Annotated in this window: 17 protein-coding genes; 10 read left to right on the forward strand and 7 right to left on the reverse strand. The window is 40.0% G+C overall.

The genetic code is table 11. The features are described from left to right. Positions 1 to 70: 70 nt before the first annotated feature. Together gadC and ACPEH5_RS18225 are read right to left on the reverse strand one after the other, a co-directional pair. Positions 71 to 1624 carry a glutamate:gamma-aminobutyrate antiporter gene (gadC, locus tag ACPEH5_RS18220; protein ID WP_281111262.1) on the reverse strand — a complete coding sequence of 518 codons (1554 nt, stop codon included), beginning with the start codon at positions 1622 to 1624 and terminating at the stop codon, positions 71 to 73. A 111-nt stretch (positions 1625 to 1735) separates the two neighbouring features. Continuing rightward, positions 1736 to 3136 carry a glutamate decarboxylase gene (locus ACPEH5_RS18225; RefSeq protein ID WP_042846663.1) on the reverse strand — a complete coding sequence of 467 codons (1401 nt, stop codon included), beginning with the start codon at positions 3134 to 3136 and terminating at the stop codon, positions 1736 to 1738. A 618-nt stretch (positions 3137 to 3754) separates the two neighbouring features. Between ACPEH5_RS18225 and ACPEH5_RS18230 the strand changes: the two genes are divergently transcribed. After that, positions 3755 to 4819 carry a linear amide C-N hydrolase gene (locus ACPEH5_RS18230; protein WP_042846662.1) on the forward strand — a complete coding sequence of 355 codons (1065 nt, stop codon included), beginning with the start codon at positions 3755 to 3757 and terminating at the stop codon, positions 4817 to 4819. Between the two features lie 63 nt (positions 4820 to 4882). Here ACPEH5_RS18230 and metF read toward each other — a convergent pair whose 3' ends face one another. Then, on the reverse strand, positions 4883 to 5767 hold the full coding sequence (gene metF, locus ACPEH5_RS18235) for a methylenetetrahydrofolate reductase (protein ID WP_042846661.1): 885 nt from the start codon (positions 5765 to 5767) through the stop codon (positions 4883 to 4885). A gap of 238 nt (positions 5768 to 6005) precedes the next feature. Beyond that, the gene (gene argE, locus ACPEH5_RS18240; RefSeq protein ID WP_042846660.1) at positions 6006 to 7169 is read right to left on the reverse strand and encodes an acetylornithine deacetylase; all 1164 of its coding nucleotides are present in this window, start codon (positions 7167 to 7169) and stop codon (positions 6006 to 6008) included. Between the two features lie 102 nt (positions 7170 to 7271). Here argE and argC point away from each other — a divergent pair, with 102 nt between their 5' ends. From argC to argH, 4 genes are all read left to right on the forward strand, one after another. Next, positions 7272 to 8276 carry an N-acetyl-gamma-glutamyl-phosphate reductase gene (gene argC, locus ACPEH5_RS18245; RefSeq protein ID WP_129467214.1) on the forward strand — a complete coding sequence of 335 codons (1005 nt, stop codon included), beginning with the start codon at positions 7272 to 7274 and terminating at the stop codon, positions 8274 to 8276. Between the two features lie 14 nt (positions 8277 to 8290). Next, positions 8291 to 9067 carry an acetylglutamate kinase gene (argB, locus tag ACPEH5_RS18250; RefSeq protein WP_048605766.1) on the forward strand — a complete coding sequence of 259 codons (777 nt, stop codon included), beginning with the start codon at positions 8291 to 8293 and terminating at the stop codon, positions 9065 to 9067. Between the two features lie 44 nt (positions 9068 to 9111). Further along, positions 9112 to 10332: an argininosuccinate synthase gene (locus ACPEH5_RS18255; RefSeq protein WP_042846657.1), complete on the forward strand. Its 1221-nt coding sequence runs from the start codon at positions 9112 to 9114 to the stop codon at positions 10330 to 10332. 162 nt (positions 10333 to 10494) lie between these two features. After that, positions 10495 to 11871, forward strand: coding sequence for an argininosuccinate lyase (gene argH / locus ACPEH5_RS18260; RefSeq protein ID WP_042846656.1), 1377 nt, complete (start codon positions 10495 to 10497; stop codon positions 11869 to 11871). Between the two features lie 64 nt (positions 11872 to 11935). Here argH and ACPEH5_RS18265 read toward each other — a convergent pair whose 3' ends face one another. Further along, positions 11936 to 12283, reverse strand: coding sequence for a hypothetical protein (locus tag ACPEH5_RS18265; RefSeq protein ID WP_042846655.1), 348 nt, complete (start codon positions 12281 to 12283; stop codon positions 11936 to 11938). A 1673-nt stretch (positions 12284 to 13956) separates the two neighbouring features. On the opposite strand from ACPEH5_RS18265, the gene oxyR reads away from it, so the two are divergent. Continuing rightward, positions 13957 to 14862, forward strand: coding sequence for a DNA-binding transcriptional regulator OxyR (oxyR, locus tag ACPEH5_RS18270; protein ID WP_042846654.1), 906 nt, complete (start codon positions 13957 to 13959; stop codon positions 14860 to 14862). Between the two features lie 79 nt (positions 14863 to 14941). On the opposite strand, the gene sthA is transcribed toward oxyR, so the two are convergent. Then, positions 14942 to 16339, reverse strand: coding sequence for a Si-specific NAD(P)(+) transhydrogenase (sthA, locus tag ACPEH5_RS18275; protein WP_042846653.1), 1398 nt, complete (start codon positions 16337 to 16339; stop codon positions 14942 to 14944). Positions 16340 to 16770: 431 nt separating this feature from the next. Between sthA and fabR the strand changes: the two genes are divergently transcribed. Together fabR and ACPEH5_RS18285 are read left to right on the forward strand one after the other, a co-directional pair. Continuing rightward, the gene (gene fabR / locus ACPEH5_RS18280) at positions 16771 to 17427 is read left to right on the forward strand and encodes an HTH-type transcriptional repressor FabR (RefSeq protein ID WP_042846652.1); all 657 of its coding nucleotides are present in this window, start codon (positions 16771 to 16773) and stop codon (positions 17425 to 17427) included. Between the two features lie 12 nt (positions 17428 to 17439). Further along, positions 17440 to 17829: a YijD family membrane protein gene (locus ACPEH5_RS18285; protein ID WP_042846651.1), complete on the forward strand. Its 390-nt coding sequence runs from the start codon at positions 17440 to 17442 to the stop codon at positions 17827 to 17829. A 59-nt stretch (positions 17830 to 17888) separates the two neighbouring features. Here the strand turns inward: ACPEH5_RS18285 and trmA are convergent, their stop codons facing one another. Beyond that, positions 17889 to 18986 carry a tRNA (uridine(54)-C5)-methyltransferase TrmA gene (gene trmA / locus ACPEH5_RS18290; protein WP_210787251.1) on the reverse strand — a complete coding sequence of 366 codons (1098 nt, stop codon included), beginning with the start codon at positions 18984 to 18986 and terminating at the stop codon, positions 17889 to 17891. A 282-nt stretch (positions 18987 to 19268) separates the two neighbouring features. On the opposite strand from trmA, the gene btuB reads away from it, so the two are divergent. Next, positions 19269 to 21170: a TonB-dependent vitamin B12 receptor BtuB gene (gene btuB, locus ACPEH5_RS18295; RefSeq protein ID WP_166685520.1), complete on the forward strand. Its 1902-nt coding sequence runs from the start codon at positions 19269 to 19271 to the stop codon at positions 21168 to 21170. Then, positions 21115 to 21978, forward strand: coding sequence for a glutamate racemase (gene murI / locus ACPEH5_RS18300; protein WP_206227519.1), 864 nt, complete (start codon positions 21115 to 21117; stop codon positions 21976 to 21978). Before btuB ends, murI begins: the two co-directional genes overlap by 56 nt. Positions 21979 to 22124: the final 146 nt, after the last annotated feature.

Genomic DNA, 22124 nt, shown 5'->3' on the forward strand with positions numbered 1-22124 from the left:
GGAAGCTAAGTTGCTTCCCTTTAAATAAGACCGATATTACTGTGGTGAAATAAATCACAGGTTATTTATTTTATGATTTATCATTCTCTTTGGGGGGCTTATCATCATGAATTAAATGATAGGTAGAACGCGCTCTAGGGTGAATAAAGAAGTGGTTAACTGGTGCATTATGCGTTTTGATATGTACCATCGTCACATTGGTTTTCTTACCTTGCTTGCTATGGAATGCATAAATTACAAATGGCAGTAAGAAGATAATTATAAAGCTGACGGCAAGTAGCGTGACGTAAGTATTATCACTTGCTCCGCCGGGTAATGAGCTTGGTGGGAAGAATGAAACAATAAACGCTAAGATAGAAATAATAAACCCAGCGGAGGCAACAAGTAATTTAACACCTTTGCCACCAGGGATATTAAACGCTCGTTTCTTCTCAGGTTGCTTGCAGACTAAATGCATATAACCAAGGAATAACATAAAGTAGCTACAGAGATAAATAACGACCGTCAGTGCCAATGCAATAAGGAATGACATATTCCCGCCGCCGCCAGTATTGGTGAGGACGATAATCGCGACAGTTGTAATTAATAATTGAGAGACAACCAGTGTGACTGGGACGCCATTTTTATTCACTTTGGCGAAACTTTGCGGCAAAATTCCTTTCTGTGCCGCAACGTACATTCCTCGCGAAGGCCCTACAATCCATGAGGCTATTTCCGCTAAGACACCAAGCAATAATAAAGCTGCAATAATTCGCACTGCCCATTCAAGGGAAGAATTAAAGTGTGTAACAAGTACGTTGAATGTCTGAACTACACCGGCAGACAGGTTAATTTCACTATTTGGGATAGCAACAGCAACAGATAACCCGCCAATAGAGCTTAAACAAATGGCTGCTATCATCAGTAAAAACATGGCTGCTGGGTAGTCTCTACCTGGGTTTTTCATTTCGTTAACGTGGGTTGCGGAAGCCTCAACTCCCATATAACTCAAAATAAACGCAACAAAAACGACCAATGTCCCTATTTGGGTAAAATCAGGTATAAAGGTTTTTTCACTGATTTCAATGGCTAAAGGGGCACCGCTGGATAAATAACTAATGGCTAAAAACACTAAAATGAGTGCAGGAAGTAAAATACCTAAAAAGAAACCTACTTTAGCGATGGTCGCAGTATATTTGGTCCCGCCAAATTGAGTGAAAGCTAGCACCCATAAAATGACTAATGCCCCGATAGTTTTGGTTACAGGGTCCGTATTCAATTCTGGCCAATTTAGAATATAAGATAGGGCCCCTAGCACGAAGTACAGCATTGGGATAAAGCCAATAGCAATCTGTAGGTAACCAAATGAAATTGCAGCAAATCCCCAGCGCTCACCTAGTGTATTAGAAACCCATGCGAACACACCGCCTTCTTCCCAACCTTCCACTGTCGCCATTTCTGCGGCACATAATGCGACAGGAATGAACCATAACAATCCGCCTAACAATAGGAAAAAAACTAAACTAAAACCAGATGTTGCAAACGTTGGGTATTCATATACAGCCATTACCATTGAGGCTGTAATGGCAAAAAAACCCAGTAATGTGAGCTGTTTTGCGGCTGGAGCTGTCGTTGTTGTCGCCATACGAGTTCTCCTAAAGTCTATAAACAATCAGTCTTACAGGACTGATCCCAATAGAAGCCAAAGAACATGACATTCTTTGGCTAATAAATAATAGAGCTAATGACTAGCTAATTAACTGTGGTTAAAACCGCCGCCTTCATCTTCTGTTAGCGGTTTATTGACTGGATGTTTTTCGAAATAATCTAGCGTGCGTTTAAAATCTTCAATTAACAATGCGGCTAAGTCTAAACTTACTCCGTGACGAACTAAGATACGTTGAACAACGAGGTCTTCACGGTTTGCTGGCATTGAATATGCAGGGACTTGCCATCCACGACTACGTAGTTTATCTGCTATGTCATAGAGGGAATAATTGCTGGTGGTCTCGCCTTTTTTCAACTTCCAAGCCAGCGCTGGGATACCTTTTTGGCTATCACCATCGAAAATCATTTCAAATGGACCTAACTTTTCGATTTCGCGGGCTAGGAATTGCGCAGTTGCGTAGCAAGAATTATGAATTTTTGCATAGCCTTCACGACCGAGCCTCAGGAAGTTATAGTACTGAGCGATAATTTGGCCACCTGGGCGAGAGAAGTTAAGCGCGAAGGTTGGCATATTGCCACCTAAATAGTTTACATTGAAAATTAATTCTTCAGGTAAGTCTTGCGCTTCACGCCAGACTACCCAGCCTGCGCCTAATGGAGCTAAACCAAATTTATGTCCGGAAGAGTTAATCGATTTTACGCGAGGTAAACGGAAATCCCATTCTAAATCTGGCGCACAAAATGGTGCTAGGAACCCACCGCTTGCACCATCGACATGGATAGGAATATCTAAGCCCGTTTCTTTTTGTAACTTATCTAATGCATCATGAACTGCTTTAACAGGTTCATATTGGCAAGTAAATGTCACGCCTAACGTTGGTACTACACCAATCGTATTTTCATCTACACGTTTAAGCACTTCCTCAGGGTTCATAATCAGGCGGTCGCCTTCAAGTGGGATCTCCCTGAGTTCAACATCAAAGTAGCGGGCAAATTTATGCCAACATACTTGAACAGGGCCACAGATCATGTTTGGTTTGTCTGTTGGCTTTCCTGCTGCTGCACGTTTTTTACGCCATTGCCACTTTAAGGCTAGTCCTCCAAGCATTGCTGCTTCAGAAGAACCGATGGTCGAGCAGCCGAGGGTATTTTCTGCATCTGGCGAATGCCAAAGATCCGCTAGCATATGTACACAACGGTTTTCAATTTCGGCAGTTTGTGGATATTCATCTTTATCGATCATATTTTTATCGATAGATAAGTCCATTAAGTCACGAATTTCATCATCTACCCAAGTTTGGCAGAATGTTGCTAAATTTTGACGTGAATTACCATCTAACATTAATTCATCTCGCACTGCACTAAATACATTGCGAGGTTCTTGTTCTTTTGATGGAAATTTAGTTTTTGGTAATGATTTTGATAACTCTAATGACGCATAAACGTCATCCATCCCATTATATTTTGGATTCAATGAACGATTACTCATATTTTAATTTCCTCAATAACCAAGTGGTAATTATGTGATATTTAATATTGAGAGCAATATTAAATATACGCGCTCTTCTTTAAATATCCAAAGATTTAAACTAAAAAAAATTAATTGAATAGCCATTATCTTAATTAGAATGAAATTAAGGTTATAACTATGGCAGATGGGGGGAAGTAATATATTTAATATTGGTTAGGTGTCTTTTTAAGTCATGTTTACCCTGAGATTTTAGCTGCTTAACTCATCATGAGTGAAAATTTTGGGGTTAACTTCTGTAAATTTATTCTTTATGAGTTAGTTTGTCGTTATCTGATGATGCTAATTAGTGTTGGGTTTTTATAACATATTAAATGGATTACATATTTCATAATTGTGATGATTATTAACGAATAATTCAAATTTAGTTTTCATTAAATTTAAATTTAATGTGATGCTCTAAAAAAGATTTAACGCTAAATTCCCCCTTTCTGTTTTATTTTTATATTCATTTTGTTGGATATAAACGCCAGAATGTATTATACCTTAAATAAGTCAGGTTAATTTATTGAATATCATGGGTTTTATTCATCGTAATTATGGTAATAGGCAAATATATTATTTGATAAGGCTGCTAACATGTTAGAAAAAAACACAAATCCTCGCGCGTTTGCTTGTACATCTCTGGCAATCACAGATAAAAATAATTACGTTTATCACGGTAGAACATTAGAGTTCTCTTCAGATGAACCTGAGTCAATTTTAACTTATTACCCGAAGAACCATATTTTTCAGCGTAAAGCCCCTGATGGCTCTTTAGGACTAAAGTATAAAGTGAAGTATCCTTTTATCGCAATTACTGCACCAGTGAGTATTTTAGGGGAAAGGGATGTTCTTGAGGGCGTTAACTCCGGAGGGTTAGCTTTTAGTTTAAATATGATCACAGATTCTGAATTAGCCCCCCTTAACCCCAAAAAATATACTAAAGCAGTACCGATTGCATCAATTGGTGAGTGGGCATTATCTCAATACGCCACAGTCGCTGAGTTGAAAAAAGCGATCCCTAAAACGGCATTTTGGTCACAAAAATTATTACTGCTGCGTAATATGCCAAGCCCTTTTCATTATGCTTTTTATGACAGAACGGGGGCGTGTATCGTGGTTGAAGTATCAAAGGGGGTTTTGCACGTTTATGACAACCCAACTCGCTGTATGACGAATGGCCCTGAATTTCCTTGGCATCTCACTAACCTTAATAACTATACCCAACTCTCAAATGTTGATGTGTCATCAAGCACGTTAGGTAATATGAAACTCTCCCAGCCTGATAGTGGTATCGCTCTTGCTGCAGTGCCAAATGCTGACACCTCTGTTGGGCGGTTTGTTCGGGCAGTTTATTATTCAACTTACTATCATAAAGTATCAGACCCCAATGTTCAGCTCGTAGAATTAGGGCACGTCATGAATAAATTTGACCGGCCTAAAAATGCCTCTGTTGATCCATTATTAGGGGAAGATGATATCTTCAAGCTTTACCTAACCGAGTTTTCAGTTTGGACAGTATTGACTGATTTGCAGCGGGGGATACTCTTATTTAGAGGGTATAACAATTTAAATTATCAAAAATTTACGATAGAACAATTTGAGAATGAGCAACAACCCGTATTCATTCACGTTAATGTTCCTAACCCAGCCTTGGTTTAGTCTATTTATAGGGTGAGGGGCAACTAGCCCCTTTAATGAACTTATGTGCTGTAAACTCGCCCTTTAAGGCCTAACTCCTAACGTATGACAGATTGCATAAGTAAGTTCAGAACGGTTAAGGGTATAAAAATGGAAATCTTTCACGCCTTCTCTGCTCAAAATTTTGACCATATCCATGGCGATTGACGCACCAACAAGGTTACGGCTTTCAGGGTCGTTGTCTAACCCTTCATACATTTTGCTCATCCATGCGGGAATGCGTACATTGGTTAACTTGGCAAAACGCTCTAACTGACGGAAATTAGAAACGGGTAAAATACCTGGGACGATTTCAACGTCGATACCCGTTGCAACGCAGCGATCGCGAAAACGGAGGTAGCTTTCAACATCAAAGAAAAATTGGGTGATTGCACGGCTAGCACCTGCATCAATTTTCTTTTTAAGGCTAATTAAATCTGCTTGGGCACTTTTCGCTTCAGGGTGAACCTCTGGGTAAGCAGCGACTGAAATATCAAAGTCGGCTTCACCTTTTAATAGTTCAACCAAATCAGTTGCATACATATCGGGTTTATTGCTGTTATCGGGTAGGTCGCCACGTAGAGCTACAATATGGCGTATACCATTATTCCAGTAGTCACGTGCAATGCCTTTTAATTCATCACGGCTCGCATCGATACAGGTTAAATGAGGGGCTGCAATTAAACCTGTTTTATCTTTGATATCTTTAATAATGCTATGGGTTCGATCACGTTCACCTGAGTTGGCACCATAGGTCACTGATACAAATTTAGGTTTTAAGGTTTTGAGTCTATCGATAGATTTCCAAAGTGTTTGCTCCATCTCTTCACTGCGAGGTGGGAAAAACTCAAATGAAACATTAATTTGGCCATCTAATTCAGCTAAGTTTTGATTTAGCGCTTCGCGCTGGTTTGCGTGAAAAAAACTCATACCCTGTAACCTCGCAATTTGCAGACTCATTATTATCTTTGTGAGTTATGATCTTTATAAATAATCACATCCATGTACGCGTCTATACGTTTAGACGGCTAAATAGAGATTACCGGATATTGGTCGATAGTCAACCCTTAAATTAAATATAGACGCTGAGGTTTTTTCAAAGGTAACAGGAAAAAAATTCATGATAAAAACGCATGGCGCTAAATATAGCCATGCGTTTTTAAGGCAATCATTGATTTTGTTTAGTAAAACAGAAGTGTTCTATCATTTGGCTAATTAGCTGACGAGTCGGTTCTATAAAACGCATATCAATAAACTCATCAGGTTGGTGTGCTTGCTCAATCGAACCTGGGCCAAGTACTAAGGTCGGGCACAGTTCTTGAATGAATGGCGCTTCAGTACAGTAATTTACGGTATCTGCTTTTTGCCCTAGTAACTGTTCAATCACAGCAACCATTTTGTGATCTGTTGGGCATTCATAGCCAGGAATTGGTGGATGCATTGATTCTATTGCTATACGGCCTGGCCATTTGGTGCTGACAGGCTCAAGGGCATGATTTAACATTTCATCCAGATCTTGCAATGTCAGCCCTGGTAGTGGGCGAATATCCATATGCAACTCACAACAGCCGCAGATACGGTTTGCCGCGTCCCCTCCATGAATGTGCCCAAAGTTCATAGTTGGGTATGGAATAACAAAAGCAGGGTTATTAAAACGCTCTTTCAATGTATTTCTGAGCGTCATCAAATGAGAAATCGATTCATGCATTAATTCAATCGCATTAACACCACGCTCTGGGTCACTGGAATGCCCTGATTGCCCAGTAATGCGAATGGCGTTCGATATATGCCCTTTATGTGCTCGTATAGGTTGTAAAGACGTAGGTTCACCAATAATAGCAAAATCAGGGCGTAGTGCTGTGTTAGCCGCAAAATAACGTGCACCTGCCATTGACGTTTCTTCATCAGCAGTTGCTAAGATATGCAGTGGGCGTTGGAGTTTTGTTAAATCCATATCTCTTAACGCATCAACAATAAAGGCGAAAAAACCTTTCATATCTGCGGTACCAAGCCCATATAACTTACCATCGTGCTCAGTCAGCTCGAATGGGTTTTTACTCCAACGGCCCTCATCGAATGGTACTGTGTCGGTATGGCCACATAACATTAGCCCACCGTTACCCTCACCGATAGAAGCGAGTAAGTTGTATTTATCACGTGTTTCCGGCACAGGTTGGATGTTAACCGAAAAACCGAGAGTTTCTAACCAACCACCTAAAAGTTCCACAAGGGCTTTATTGCTTTGATCCAAATGAGAATCAGTCGCACTAATCGATGGAGTGGCAATTAATTGACGATAAATCTCAATAAATGCAGGTAATTTAATATTCACTGTTGACAGCCTTTATCCATAATAGTATCAATATTCATGCACTTTATTTGAATAAAAATACACATTAAACTGTTTGGGTCACGAGTACAAGGTAGAAAGCATATGTTGAACACACTCATTATCGGGGCCAGTGGCTATACTGGAGCAGAATTAGCCGCTTATTTGCAGCGTCACCCTGAAATAAATCTTCAGGGATTAATGGTTTCTGCGCAAAGCGCAGATGCAAATAAACGTTTTTCTGATTTGCATCCTCAGTATAAGGGTATTATTGACCTTCCGGTACAGCCATTAACTGATGTTGCAGAGGCTGCAAAAGGTATTGATGTTGTTTTTCTCGCTACTGCACATGAAGTGAGCCATGACATCGCGCCTCAATTTCTTGATGCGGGTTGTGTGGTGTTTGACTTATCCGGTGCTTATCGCGTTCAAGACCCTGCGTTTTATACGCAGTACTATGGCTTTGAACATACAAATACCGAATGGTTAATGCAAGCGGTTTACGGTTTAGCTGAATGGCAGGCGGATAAAATTCGACAAGCTCAGTTAATTGCTGTTCCGGGGTGTTATCCGACGGTGTCTCAGTTAGCGCTGAAGCCATTAATTGATGCGCAATTACTGGATGACGCGATGTGGCCAGTAATTAATGCAACTAGTGGTGTTTCAGGTGCGGGCCGTAAGGCATCGATGACCAACAGTTTTTGTGAAGTTAGCTTACAGCCATATGGCATCTTTACGCATCGTCATCAGCCAGAAATTGCGACTCATTTAGGTCGGGATGTCATTTTCACTCCTCATCTGGGCAATTTTTCACGAGGAATATTGGCGACTATAACCTGCAAAGTAAAAGCCGGTGTGACCGCAGAGCAGGTTGGTAAAACTTTTAAAGAGGCATATCAAGGCAAACCGTTAGTCCGTTTGTATGAAAAAGGTGTTCCAGCATTGAAATCAGTTGTTGGTACGCCATTTTGTGATATCGGCTATGTATTGAAAGGGGAACACCTGATTTTAGTCGGTACAGAAGATAACCTGCTTAAAGGTGCTGCTGCACAAGCCGTTCAGTGCATGAATATTCGTTTTGGTTTTAATGAAACTCAGTCATTATTTTAATAAGGATCAAACCCATGCAACCCTTAGTGATTAAATTGGGCGGAGTGTTACTTGATAGCACCGAGGCACTTGAAAAGTTGTTTACGGCAATCCAAAGCTATCGCCAGCGACATCAACGTGAGCTAGTGATTGTTCATGGTGGTGGGTGCTTAGTAGATGAACTAATGCAAAAACTACAATTACCTGTCGTGAAAAAACAAGGGTTGCGTGTCACGCCTGCAGACCAAATCGATATTATTACGGGTGCCTTAGCGGGAACAGCTAATAAAACCTTGCTAGCGTGGGCGATAAAATATCAGTTACCTGCGGTAGGTTTGTCGCTGGGTGACGGTCAAAGTGCCATAGTGACTCAATTAAATGAAGAGCTAGGGCATGTTGGAAACGCAAAGCCAGGTAATTCTAATTTATTGAAATTACTTTTGAATTCAGGTTATTTACCAATTGTTAGCTCGATAGGGGTCACCCCAGAGGGTGAATTGATGAATGTGAATGCTGACCAAGCAGCCACCGCTATCGCGCAAGCATTAAATGCAGATCTGGTTTTACTGTCTGATGTGAGCGGTATTTTGGATGGTAAAGGCCAGAAAATTGATGAAATGACGACACAAAAAGCCCAAAAATTAATTGAGCAAGGCATCATCACTGATGGAATGATTGTTAAGGTGAATGCTGCACTTGATGCCGCAACGGCCTTACAGCGCTCGGTTGATATCGCAAGTTGGCGTCATGCAGAACAACTTCCTGAGCTGTTTAATGGGACAGCTATCGGAACTCGGATCTTGGCATCATAAATGAGCCATGGAAATAAATATTAATTGAGCGGAATAGGTACGTTATGAAAAAGGGCATTAAAAAAATCGTATTAGCATACTCAGGTGGTCTCGATACATCGGCAATTATTCCATGGTTGAAAGAAAACTATGATGACTGCGAAGTGGTTGCTTTCGTTGCTGACGTAGGGCAAGACAGAGAAGACTTAGTCGGTGTTGAGAAAAAGGCTCTGCAATCAGGCGCATCTGAGTGTTACGTTGTTGATCTGCGAGAAGAATTCGTTAAGGAATATATTTACCCAGTTCTTAAAACAGGTGCGTTATACGAAGGTAGTTATTTATTAGGTACCTCAATGGCTCGTCCTATTATTGCAAAAGCCCAAGTGGAAATTGCCTTAAAAGTAGGGGCTGATGCGGTTGCCCATGGCGCAACAGGTAAAGGGAATGACCAAGTACGCTTCGAAAGCACCTATACTGCGCTTGCGCCGCAATTACAGGTGGTTGCTCCATGGCGTGAGTGGGATCTTCGCTCACGTGAGGCGCTGCTCGATTATTTAAAAGAGCGCAATATCCCAACGACTGCTAGCCTTGAAAAAATTTATAGCCGTGATGAAAATGCGTGGCATATCTCTACAGAAGGTGGTGTATTAGAAAGCACATGGAATGCAGCAAACCAAGACTGCTGGGTATGGACAGTTGACCCACAAGATGCGCCAGATGAAGCTGAACTGGTGACCGTGGGCGTGAAACACGGCGAGGTAGTTTCAGTTAATGGTAAAACATTATCTGCACTAGGTTGCCTAGAAACACTGAATACGCTAGGGGCAAAACACGGTGTTGGCCGTATCGATATCGTTGAAAACCGTTTAGTCGGCATGAAATCTCGCGGTTGCTATGAAACCCCAGGGGGCACCATTATGATGGCGGCTCTGCGTGGCGTTGAGCAATTAGTTCTGGACCGCGATAGCTACAAATGGCGTGAGCAATTAGGCTTAGAAATGTCTTATGTGGTTTATGATGGGCGTTGGTTTGCGCCATTACGCCATTCGCTACAAGCTGCGGCAGAATCATTAGCACAAGATGTCACCGGTGAAGTTGTTCTGAAATTATATAAAGGGCAAGTCACGGCAATTCAGAAGAAAGCGGACAAGAGCCTATATTCTGAAGAATTCGCCACATTTGGTGAAGATGAGGTATATGACCATAGCCACGCAGGCGGGTTTATCCGTCTTTATTCCCTGTCTTCACGTATCCGTGCGTTGAAAGAACAGAATAAAGCTAAGTAACCTATACTCGTCATACTTCAAGTTGCAGTGGCGTTGATTGTACACATTGACTTGTCGCTTAGCTGCACCTCGAATTATTGGGAATATAACAGGCTAGATCCCCGGCAGCGTTCAGTGCTGTCGGGAGCAAAACTTATTTTATCAATCAGGTAGGGATTAGTTATGGCACTATGGGGTGGGCGTTTTAGCCAGCAAGCGGATCAACGGTTTAAACAGTTTAATGATTCACTGCGTTTTGATTATCGCTTGGCGCAACAAGATATTATTGGCTCAGTCGCATGGTCAAAATCATTAGTCACCGTTGGTGTACTGACTGAGAGCGAACAACAATCTTTAGAACAAGCGCTAAATGCATTGTTAAAAGAAGTGCAAGATAACCCTGAAATTATACTGCAAAGTGATGCAGAAGATATTCACAGCTGGGTTGAAGGTAAACTGATTGATAAAGTTGGTGATTTAGGTAAAAAATTACACACAGGTCGTAGTCGTAATGACCAAGTGGCGACAGATTTAAAATTATGGTGTAAAGACCAAGTCGCATTATTATTAGAAGCGGTCACTGAGCTACAAAAAGCATTAGTCATCACAGCCGAAAATAACCAAGACGCAGTGATGCCAGGCTATACTCATTTACAACGCGCTCAGCCCGTGACATTTGCCCACTGGTGTTTAGCTTATAGTGAAATGTTAGCGCGTGATGAAAGCCGCTTAAAAGACACACTAAAGCGTCTAGACGTTAGCCCATTAGGGTGTGGTGCATTGGCGGGGACAGCGTATGATATTGACCGAGAGCAACTTGCCTCTTGGCTTGGTTTCGCATCTGCGACACGCAATAGTTTAGACACCGTTTCAGACAGAGATCACGTACTCGAATTATTATCTGATGCCAGCATTGGCATGGTGCATTTATCGCGTTTTGCTGAAGATTTAATTTTCTTCAATAGTGGTGAGGCAGGCTTCGTTGAGTTATCTGACAAAGTAACCTCGGGCTCTTCATTAATGCCACAAAAGAAAAACCCAGATGCACTCGAATTGATCCGCGGTAAATGTGGGCGAGTTCAAGGCGCATTAACGGGTATGATGATGACGTTAAAAGGGTTACCGCTTGCTTATAACAAAGACATGCAAGAGGATAAAGAAGGCTTATTTGATGCATTAGACACATGGTTAGATTGTATGCATATGGCAGCGTTAGTCCTTGATGGTATTCAAATTCGTCGCCCACGTTGTGAAGATGCAGCAAAACAAGGCTATGCAAATGCGACTGAGCTGGCGGATTATTTAGTAGCGAAAGGCGTTCCATTCCGTGAAGCGCACCATATTGTGGGTGAAGCGGTTGTTACTGCTATTGCTCAAGGTAAAGCATTGGAAGAAATGGCATTAAGTGATCTGCAAAAATTCAGTGATACTATTCAATTGGATGTGTATGAAATTTTATCGCTGCAATCATGCTTAGATAAGCGGTTAGCAAAAGGTGGGGTATCTCAGAAGCAGGTGGCGAGTGCGATTGTGGAGGCAAAAACAAGGTTGGGGCTTTAATCGGTCATTGTCATCAGAAAATGGGGGGTAGCATGACTACCCCTATTCCCATAACACAGTTCTATTAAATATATTTAACGGTTAGCATGCCTAGTTGTTTCTCTTCGTTAACCCAATTGTATGAATATTCATTTCTGCCATCATTAATAACCTTCCAGCCACTTTTTTGAGTAATATTATTTAGCTCAATACTCTCGGTGGTTAATTCTGTATTATTATTCATACAATGTAATTTAATCTGTGTCTCACTGATATCATTTGTACAATTCGGATGGACAATTGCGCCATAGAAATTAATGGTGCCAGAATCTTGATTCTGAGCGGCATAAGCACTAAATATACTAGAGGCTGTCATTAATAATAAAGCTGTTATTGAACAATGAAATACTTTTTTCGCCATTGAATTTTTCATAATAGAATCCTATAATTTAATTTTGTTTAAAATCAGTTTGTTATATTATCTTGGTTATTTAATAAAAAAGTCGTTTAATGATTATGCATGTTGTACTGATAATAGTGCATGGCCTTTATCTTCATTAGTCCATTTAAATTGGTAAGTGCTATGGTTATTATCTAATTTTTCTACTCTGTGGATTTTTGCTCTTTAGAGAAATTAATTTTGCTTGTTTCTGTTTTATTTTTTCATTATTAAAATAATTTAAATTTGTTTTATTATTGATGTCACAAGTACAGGGTGAAGCAAAAATAGCAGCTTTAAAATTAATTGTTGTTTGATTCTCTTTAGTTTATACATTTGCTGTGAATAATGAAGTAGGGACTAAAGTTAACGCTAATACTGAAGAGATATTTTTAATAGTCATGATATTAACTCCTAATTTAAAGTCTATATGGTTTGGTTGATTTTAATTTGTTCATGTCTTGCTATGGGAAGAATTATAAAACGAAAAACGCGCCAAAGGTGTAAATTTGAAAATTCAAATGTGTGGAAATATAATAGAAATAGGGGTTGTATAGAATCTATCCTGTTTAATGTCCTATAGCAGATTTTTTATTATCATCTATTAATTTGTCTTTTTTGGTGTTTAATGTTCTGAGTTTGTGGTTTTGGTTCTCTTTTTGATGGTTTAATCTGCTGTGATTTTTTTAATAGTGACAGCGAGTAGAGCTCTATTTATATATAAAGTAGTCAGGTTACATTGAGATTTTGAATTAACTTTCAAACAGAAACTTACAAAGATTAATAATAAATGAAAACAAATATAACAAAATGTTTCTAAAAAAAGGCTAGCCAAGCCCATTTTTAAACTTTTGGAGAGTAAAGCTACCTTGTTTTTCGAGCTATTTCGCTTAAAACTACATTGTGATTAATATAAATGTTTCAATATTACATCCAATTATATTGGAACTCCCCAAATTGATGTTTGACGTCTTTATTTTTGCTTGCTTGCCCTATTAGTTGTTGCTCATGTTAAGGTGCAACTCTTTTTTTGTATTTACAAAAAGAGAAGGCTAAATGGGTTGCCTCTTTACTACATCACATTGCTGATCTCTATTACGCCTTTTGTTGTTATTTGTTTTCAGCAGCCTCACTTGCTTACTTGGCCGTTTCAGCTCTCTTCAATACTCAGGTTTGTTATCATTAGTATGCTGTATAGGGTATCGACAGTATGGCGACATTCTTTAATTATTTAATGAGGTATTTTTAACTTGTGAGGGGATAAAGTGTGGTAATAGTAGCATCCATAGTATTTTAGCTCCTCGTGTCATTATCACGGATGAAAGCTTTTTAGAAGCGACTAGACTGGATATAAACTATTATTTGGGGGAGGTTTGTTTATGTACTCATATAAAATTGAAGAAAGGTTTACTTTAATTTGATGTCACAAATACAATTTATAATTGTTTGATTCCTATTTTTGTTTTGTGAAAAATGGAGGGAACAGAATTGAGTCATTTTGTTTCTAAATGTTACTATCTATTTCAGTGAGTGGGTTATTTATGCTGAAATGGGATGAAACACGGTGTTTTTTAATATATCAATAGATATAACAAACTAATATCGATATAGTGATTGGTATTATCTATCTTTGGTTTGGCAAAGAATTCACGAAAGGAAATAGGAATATGAATATTCGAGATTTGGAGTACCTTGTTGCACTAGCTGAACATAAACACTTTAGACGTGCCGCGGATTCTTGTCATGTTAGCCAACCAACATTGAGTGGACAAATTCGTAAGCTAGAAGAAGAGCTTGGTGTTATGCTACTAGAAAGAACTAGTCGTAAAGTTCTTTTTACTCAACAAGGTTTATTACTCGTTGAACAGGCTCGAACTATTTTGCGAGAAATAAAAGTACTGCAAGAAATGGCCGCGTTGCAAGGCGAGAGTATGTCTGGCCCATTGCATATCGGTTTGATACCTACAGTGGCACCGTACTTATTACCACATATCATTCCTCAATTGCACCAAGCACACCCTAAATTAGAAATTTACTTACATGAAGCACAAACTCAGCAATTACTGGCTCAGTTAGATAGTGGTAAATTAGACTGTGCAATTTTAGCGGAAGTGAAAGAAACAGATCCTTTTATTGTTGTCCCTTTATTTGAAGAACCCATGAAATTAGCTATCTATGAAAGCCATCCATGGCATGGGCGTGACACCATTGAAATGGGTGAATTATCAGGTGAAAAGCTATTAATGCTAGAAGATGGCCATTGTTTGCGTGACCAAGCTATGGGCTTTTGTTTCCAAGCGGGCGCTAAAGAGGATACGCATTTTAGGGCGACTAGTTTAGAAACGTTACGCAACATGGTCGCCGCAGGAAGTGGGATTACACTATTACCTGATTTAGCGGTACCAAATGAAGTTTGCCGTGATGGCGTTTGCTATTTGAATTGTATTGAGCCAGAACCGAAACGTACGATTGTTTTAGTTTATCGTCCGGGGTCTCCATTAAGAGGTCGCTATGAGCAATTAGCAGAAACCATTTATAACTCGATGGATCACTATTATAAGAATCGAGTTTAGGAATAAAGCTCGCTAATTGTTTACATCTCAAAAAGATATGATGGTTGCCAGAAAAACAGGCAACCATAATTGCACATCATTAAAATAAGCGGTTTAAGCCATTTAATGCAGCGACACGGAAAGCTTCTGCCATAGTAGGGTAATTGAATGTGGTATTAACGAAATATTCAATGGTATTACCTTCGCCTTTTTGTTCCATAATAGCTTGGCCGATATGAATAATCTCAGCCGCCCTTTCACCGAAACAGTGAATACCTAATATTTGTAGCGTTTCTCTATGAAATAGTATTTTTAAACTGCCGACATTCATCCCAGCAATTTGAGCTCGAGCTAAATGTTTAAATTGCGCTCGGCCAACTTCGTAAGGTACTTTCATTGCCGTCAGCTCTTGTTCTGTTTTACCAACAGAACTAATTTCAGGAATGGTATAAATCCCCGTTGGAATATCCTCAACTAAATGTGCATTACCTAAACTACCGCCGATTGCACGAGCTGCAATTCGCCCTTGGTCATAGGCAGCAGACGCCAGACTTGGGTAGCCAATCACATCACCAACAGCATAAATATGTTCATTTGTTGTTCGGTAGGCTTTGTTGACTTTAACTAAACCACGGCCATCCGCTTCGATTCCTACATTGGCGAGACCTAAACCGTCAGTATTACCTGTTCTTCCGTTGGCGTACAGTAAACAGTCAGCTTTGACTTTTTTACCTGATTTAAGGTGAACAATGACCCCATCATCTAAACCTTCAATCTTTTCATATTCTTCATTATGGCGGATCACAATGCCACTATTCCAAAAATGATACGACAAGGCATCAGACATTTCTTGGTCAAGAAAAGCCAGTAGGTGATCGCGAGTGTTAATTAAATCAACTTTGACTCCCAATCCACGGAAAATAGATGCGTATTCGCAGCCGATAACCCCCGCACCATAAATAATGACGTGGCGAGGTTCATGGGTTAGGTTGAGAATGGTATCGCTGTTATAAATTCGGGAATGGTTAAAATCTACGTCAGAAGGGCAGTATGGGCGAGACCCTGTTGCTATCACAATTTTATCTGCACTTAAAACATCGCAGCTTCCATCTGCATAGCGGACACTCACATGTTGCTCATCAATAAAAGTTGCTTCACCAGAAAACATTTGGCAACCATTACGCTCATAAAACCCTTGTCGCATACGCGTTTGTTGGCTAATAACTGTTTCGGCATGCCTGAGGATTTCAGAAAAAGAGGAGCTTAAGTTACGGGAATTATCACTATAAAGGGGGTTCTGGTTGAATTCGATAATACGGCTAACTGCATGGCGGAGGGCTTTTGAGGGAATGGTTCCCCAGTGGGTACAGCCTCCGCCGACATTATTATAACGTTCAATAACAGCAACGTTTTTTCCTTGTTTTACCAGTCCCATGGCAGCGCCTTCACCACCAGGGCCGGAACCAATGACTATTGCATCAAAATGGGTAAGTTGCATAAGGTAAGACCTGTTTTTAATACGAAGTGACTACATTATAGTAACATCAGTTGCTTCCTTAACCTAATTTCTCTTTTTCCATCGCCTTCTTTTGCATATTCAAAACACGGATTTATGTCTGTTTATTTAAACCCATTCGTTTGCCGTTTTGCGATAAATTAGAAATTCTGGGGGAACAATATCGAGTGCATTTTTGGTAAAACTATTTTTTCTTGTTCAGGTAGGGTGTAGTGGTGAAGATGATGGTTTCTATATAAGAAAACAGCAAAGATAGTAAGCGAAATTCTGAAAATGGCTAGATTGTAATAAAGAGTCGATTTTTCTCTCAACCAGATGAAGAAATTTCAGGTATGCTAGGGGGTGAATAGCACTCCTTATTTACATCTTTGATGTAATTATTAACGTTTAATGACATAGAAATTAGGATCACCGTGAGCAACACTATTGGCGTTAGAGCAAAACAAAAAGAAAAAACACGTCGTTCACTCGTCGAAGCTGCTTTTAGCCAATTAAGTGCTGAACGGAGCTTTACTAGCCTTAGTTTACGGGAAGTCGCTCGGGAAGCGGGTATTGCGCCAACTTCATTTTATCGCCATTTCAAAGACGTTGATGAACTTGGTCTGACAATGGTAGATGAGAGCGGTCTGATGTTGCGCCAGCTGATGCGTCAAGCACGGCAGCGTATTGCGAAAGGTGGGAGTGTGATCCGCACATCAGTCTCAACTTTTATGGAGTTTATTGGTAATAACCCAAACGCCTTTCGGTTATTATTGCGAGAGCGTTCCGGTACCTCGGCTGAGTTTCGTGCTGCAGTGGCAAGGGAAATTCAACATTTTATTGCTGAATTAGCGGATTACCTTGAATTAGAAAGCCATATGCCGCGTCATTTTACTGAGATGCAATCAGAAGCAATGGTGACAATTGTATTCAGTGCTGGTGCTGAAGCGCTTGATATAGATGAAGAAAAACGAAGAAAGCTTGAAGAACGGTTGGTATTGCAACTAAGAATGATCGCTAAAGGCGCCTACTATTGGTACCGCCGTGAACAAGAACGACAGAATCAAACTGACCCAGACCTAACCAAATAATAAGGAGAATCAATGACGGATCAAAAAAGTTACGAAAGAAGTACATTACTGCTGGCACTTGTAATTGGGCTTGCGACTCATGGGACTTTCTCTACGTTGTTTAACTCATTAGTCGATTTTTCTTTCTTTCCCATTTTAACATTAGTACTCGCTGTTTATTGTTTGCACCAACGTTATTTACACCAAGCTATGCCGATGGGGTTACCAAAATTTGTTGCTGGTAGTTTCTTTGTTGGGATATTTGGCTATGCCGCGATTTTACGTGTTCAAAATCCAGAGGTTGGCTCAAATTTTATTCCCTCGACTATCATTGTGATTTTAGCTTTATGGATGTATGTCAGTTGGAAAGCTCGTAAAAAAGAACAACAAGAATTAGCGTTAGAACAAGAAATTGAAAATTAAAGTGAATTAATAAACTAAAAAACGCCGTATTATACGGCGTTTTTTGTCGCTGCTATTTTCTAACGGCGGGTTAATAACACACCGCTTTCCATATGGTGGGTATAGGGGAATTGGTCAAATAACGCTAGTTTTTCAATTTTATGGGTTTGGGTCAGTTCATTGAGATTATCGCATAAGGTTTCAGGGTTACATGAGATATAGACAATGTGGTCATAACCTTGAACTAGTTTTACAGTTTCTTTATCTAACCCACTACGTGGTGGGTCAACAAAAATGGTATTGCATTGATAATCTGCAAGTGAAATTCCTTCAAGGCGTTTAAATTCACGCACACCTTGCATTGCTTGAGTAAAATCTTCAGCGGACATTCGGATAATCTGCACATTTTCAATATTATTTGCTTCTATATTATATTGAGCAGCAGCAACCGACGGTTTGGCAATTTCAGTCGCTAATACCTGTTTAAAATTTTGCGCTAAAGCCAATGAAAAGTTCCCATTACCACAATAAAGCTCTAATAAATCACCTGTTGAATTTTTTGTTGCACCAATAGCCCATTCCAACATTTTTATATTGACCTGTGCATTCGGTTGAGTGAAGCTATTTTCTACTTGGCGATAAACCATGTTTTTACCATTTACAGGTAAAACTTCATCAACATAATCATTATCTAACATGATTTTTGTCTTTGATGCTCTACCGATAAGCTGTACATCAAACCCTTTTTTAGTCAGCGTTTCTTTTAACGCCTTAGCTTCAATGGCCCACTCTTCACCTAATTTTTTATGATATAGCAGTGAAACAATCAGCTTATTACTCAGTGTGGATAAATAATCGATTTGGAATAACTTGTGGCGTAGCAACTCATTGGGCTGAATTAATGGTAACAGCGTTGCCATCATGTCATTAATTAGCTGACTTGCGACCGGAAATTGTTCGATACGAATGCGTTCTTTCGTCTCTTTATCAAACATAATATGAAACAGGTCATCGCCTTCGTGCCAAATTCTAAATTCTGCACGCATCCGGTAATGGGACGTCGGTGATGAAAAAATTTCAGGTTCGGGAGCATTAAAAGGAGCCATCATAGCTTTTAAGCGGTCAGTTTTCTCTGCGAGTTGCAGTTCGTAGTCTTCTGTATGCAACGTGTTTGGCATGTTTGGCCCCATAAAACAGTAAAAAATTCGTATCAGGGGCGAAATTGTAGGGCAAGCAGCGAAGATGTCCAGTTTTCATTATTCATCCGTAGACACTGATTGTTATTCCTCTTAGGATAATGCCTTGAGTGAGCAGGGAATTTGGTTGGAATCCAAAACTGACGCGCAACGGTAAAAGTCCGATACCTGCCACACATCTAATCGCTTCGTTGAATATTCGCGCGGATCTTATATTCAACCTCGCGGAATCTTAATTTAATTGATTTTCCGAGTGTAATCATAATGAATAATAAAAAGTTGCTGCCGTTATCGGCCGCTGCTCTGGCAGTGCTATGTAGTATTCCTTCTTTGGCAAGTGGAAATAGTCAATCTGATCAGCTAGTTGTGTCAGCAAACCGTTTTGAACAACCTATCTCTTCTATATTAGCTCCTGTCACGGTCGTGACCCGTGAAGATATTGACCATTGGCAATCTAATACTGTGATTGATGTATTAAGGCGTTTGCCAGGTGTGGATATTGCGCAAAGTGGGGGAATGGGTCAACAAAGCTCACTATTTATTCGTGGAACTGAATCTCGCCATGTTTTGGTCTTAATTGATGGTGTTCGTTTGAATCAAGCGGGTATTTCAGGCTCATCTGATATGAGCCAAATTCCAATTTCTCTGGTACAGCGCATTGAATATATACGCGGAGCACGCTCAGCGGTTTATGGTTCTGATGCTGTTGGTGGTGTAGTGAATATTATTACTCGCCGTGATAACGATGGCACAACTTTAAATGCAGGTATTGGCTCACACAGTTACCAAAACTATAACGGTTCGACTCAGCAAAAGATTGGTGAAAATACAACCGTAACAGCTGCCGGAGCTTATACTCATACCAAAGGGTTTGATTTAGCGCCAAAAGATGTTAGCCCAAGACAATATGATAAAGATGGCTTCCTGAGTAAGTCATTATGGTTAGGCATTGAACATCAATTTTCTTCAGAAATATTAGCGTATGCAAGAGCGTATGGTTATGACAACCGTACAAATTATGACGTATCCGAGTATGCAGGATTAAGTGTGGATACCCGCAAGCTTTATAGCCGTACTTATGAAACCGGTTTGAAATATCATCAGGGTAAATATTCGTCATCATTGATGGGGAGTTATGGTTATTCAAAAGATTACAACTTTGATCCTAGAAAAGGACAATATAGTGAATCTGCAAATCTTGATGAGTCCAAACAGTACAATATTCAATGGGGTAATAGTTACCTATTAGATAAAGGTAATATTAGTGCGGGGGTTGATTATCAACGTCAAAGTATTGAGCCTAGCAGTTATGCGATGATCAGTGAAAAACAGACGTTAAATAACACCGGGATATACCTCACAGGGCAATATGCGATTATTGATTCTGTAACAGCAGAAGCCGCTATACGTTCTGACCATCACTCTGAATTTAATTGGCACACAACATGGCAATCGGGCCTTAGTTGGGAGTTTTATGAGGGTTATAAACTTATTGGTTCATATGCAACTGCCTATAAAGCACCTAATCTAACCCAATTATATGCGTATTCTTCATCGGCATACGGAACAACGCTAGGTAATCCGAACTTAAAACCTGAAGAAAGTAAGCAGTGGGAGATAGGGGTTGAAGGAACGACAGGACCACTCTTTTGGCAGGTCAATGCATACCATAATGATATTGATAACCTGATTGCATATAAAGCAGGTAATCCAATTAGCTCTTACGAGAATATTGGTGAGGCTGAAATTAAAGGTATTGAATGGGTTGGTGAGTTCGAAACAGGTGTTCTTCATCACCAAGTAACCTATCAATATATTGATCCACGTAACAAAAAGACGGATAAGATTCTGGAGAGACGGGCTAAGCAGCAAATCAAGTATCAATTAGATTGGAATGTTGCCAATGTAGATTGGGGACTTACATATCAATATATTGGTTCTAGATATGATAAAGATTTCAGTCAATATGATTTGAGTACTAAGGATTATAAAAGATTAAAACAGGGTGGTGTTAGCCTTTGGGATATCACTGCTGCATATCCAATCACTTCACATCTCACAATTCGTGGTAAAATAGCTAATATGTTCGATAAAGACTATGAGACCGCGTATGGTTATCGCACCGCTGGAAGAGAATATTTCCTCACAGGAAGCTACAACTTCTGATAACACCCTATCTGTTCGCCCGACCATTCTAGTGTTTGACTCTGGAGTGGGCGGGTTATCTGTCTATCGTGAAGTCAAAAAAATGATCCCGCATGCCCACTATATATATGCATTCGATAATGAAGCCTTCCCTTATGGTGAAAAAAGTGAAGAGTTTATTATTGATAGGGTCTATCAAATCGTAAATTCGATAGCTGCAAAGCATCCTTTAACGATCGCAATTATTGCTTGTAATACGGCAAGTACAGTCAGCCTTCCTAATTTAAGGGCCCATTTCTCCTTTCCTGTTGTAGGCGTGGTTCCCGCAATTAAGCCGGCTACCAAACTAACACGTAATGGTGTGGTTGGTTTATTGGCAACGAAAGGCACCGTAAACCGTGAATACACTAAAGAGCTGATCGATCGTTTCGCAACAGACTGCAAAGTGATTTCCTTAGGGTCTGCGGAATTGGTCCAACTAGCAGAAAGAAAGCTGCATGGGGAAACATTACCATTAGACGAAGTTGCTCAAACTGTCAGGCCATGGCTCAGAATGCCAGAACCCCCAGACACCGTTATTTTGGGCTGTACTCATTTCCCTCTATTAATAGAGGAACTAGAAAAGGTACTTCCCGATGGCACAAGGTTTATTGATTCAGGTTCTGCAATAGCAAGAAGAACGGCTTGGCTAATTAACAACCAAGCTGAGACGATGAATTCTGATGAAGACGATTTCGCATATTGTTTATTAATGGATGCCAACGTAAAAGACTTACAGCCTATTCTTGAGCTTGAAGGGTTCAAAACGCTGCAAAAACTAGCTATTTAAGTTAAATTTGATGGAAAGCTGAGCGAACGAAAAAAAAATGCAAAAAAAGGGTTGCCAGATTTTTCTGACTCCCTATAATGCGCCACCACTGACCGGGAACAAGACAACGCAAAGCGCGATGAACACTGAAACGGCAGCGAGAGATT

It is taken from the genome of Providencia sp. NPDC089933 (assembly GCF_049545585.1).
Taxonomy (GTDB): Bacteria; Pseudomonadota; Gammaproteobacteria; order Enterobacterales; family Enterobacteriaceae; genus Providencia; species Providencia huashanensis.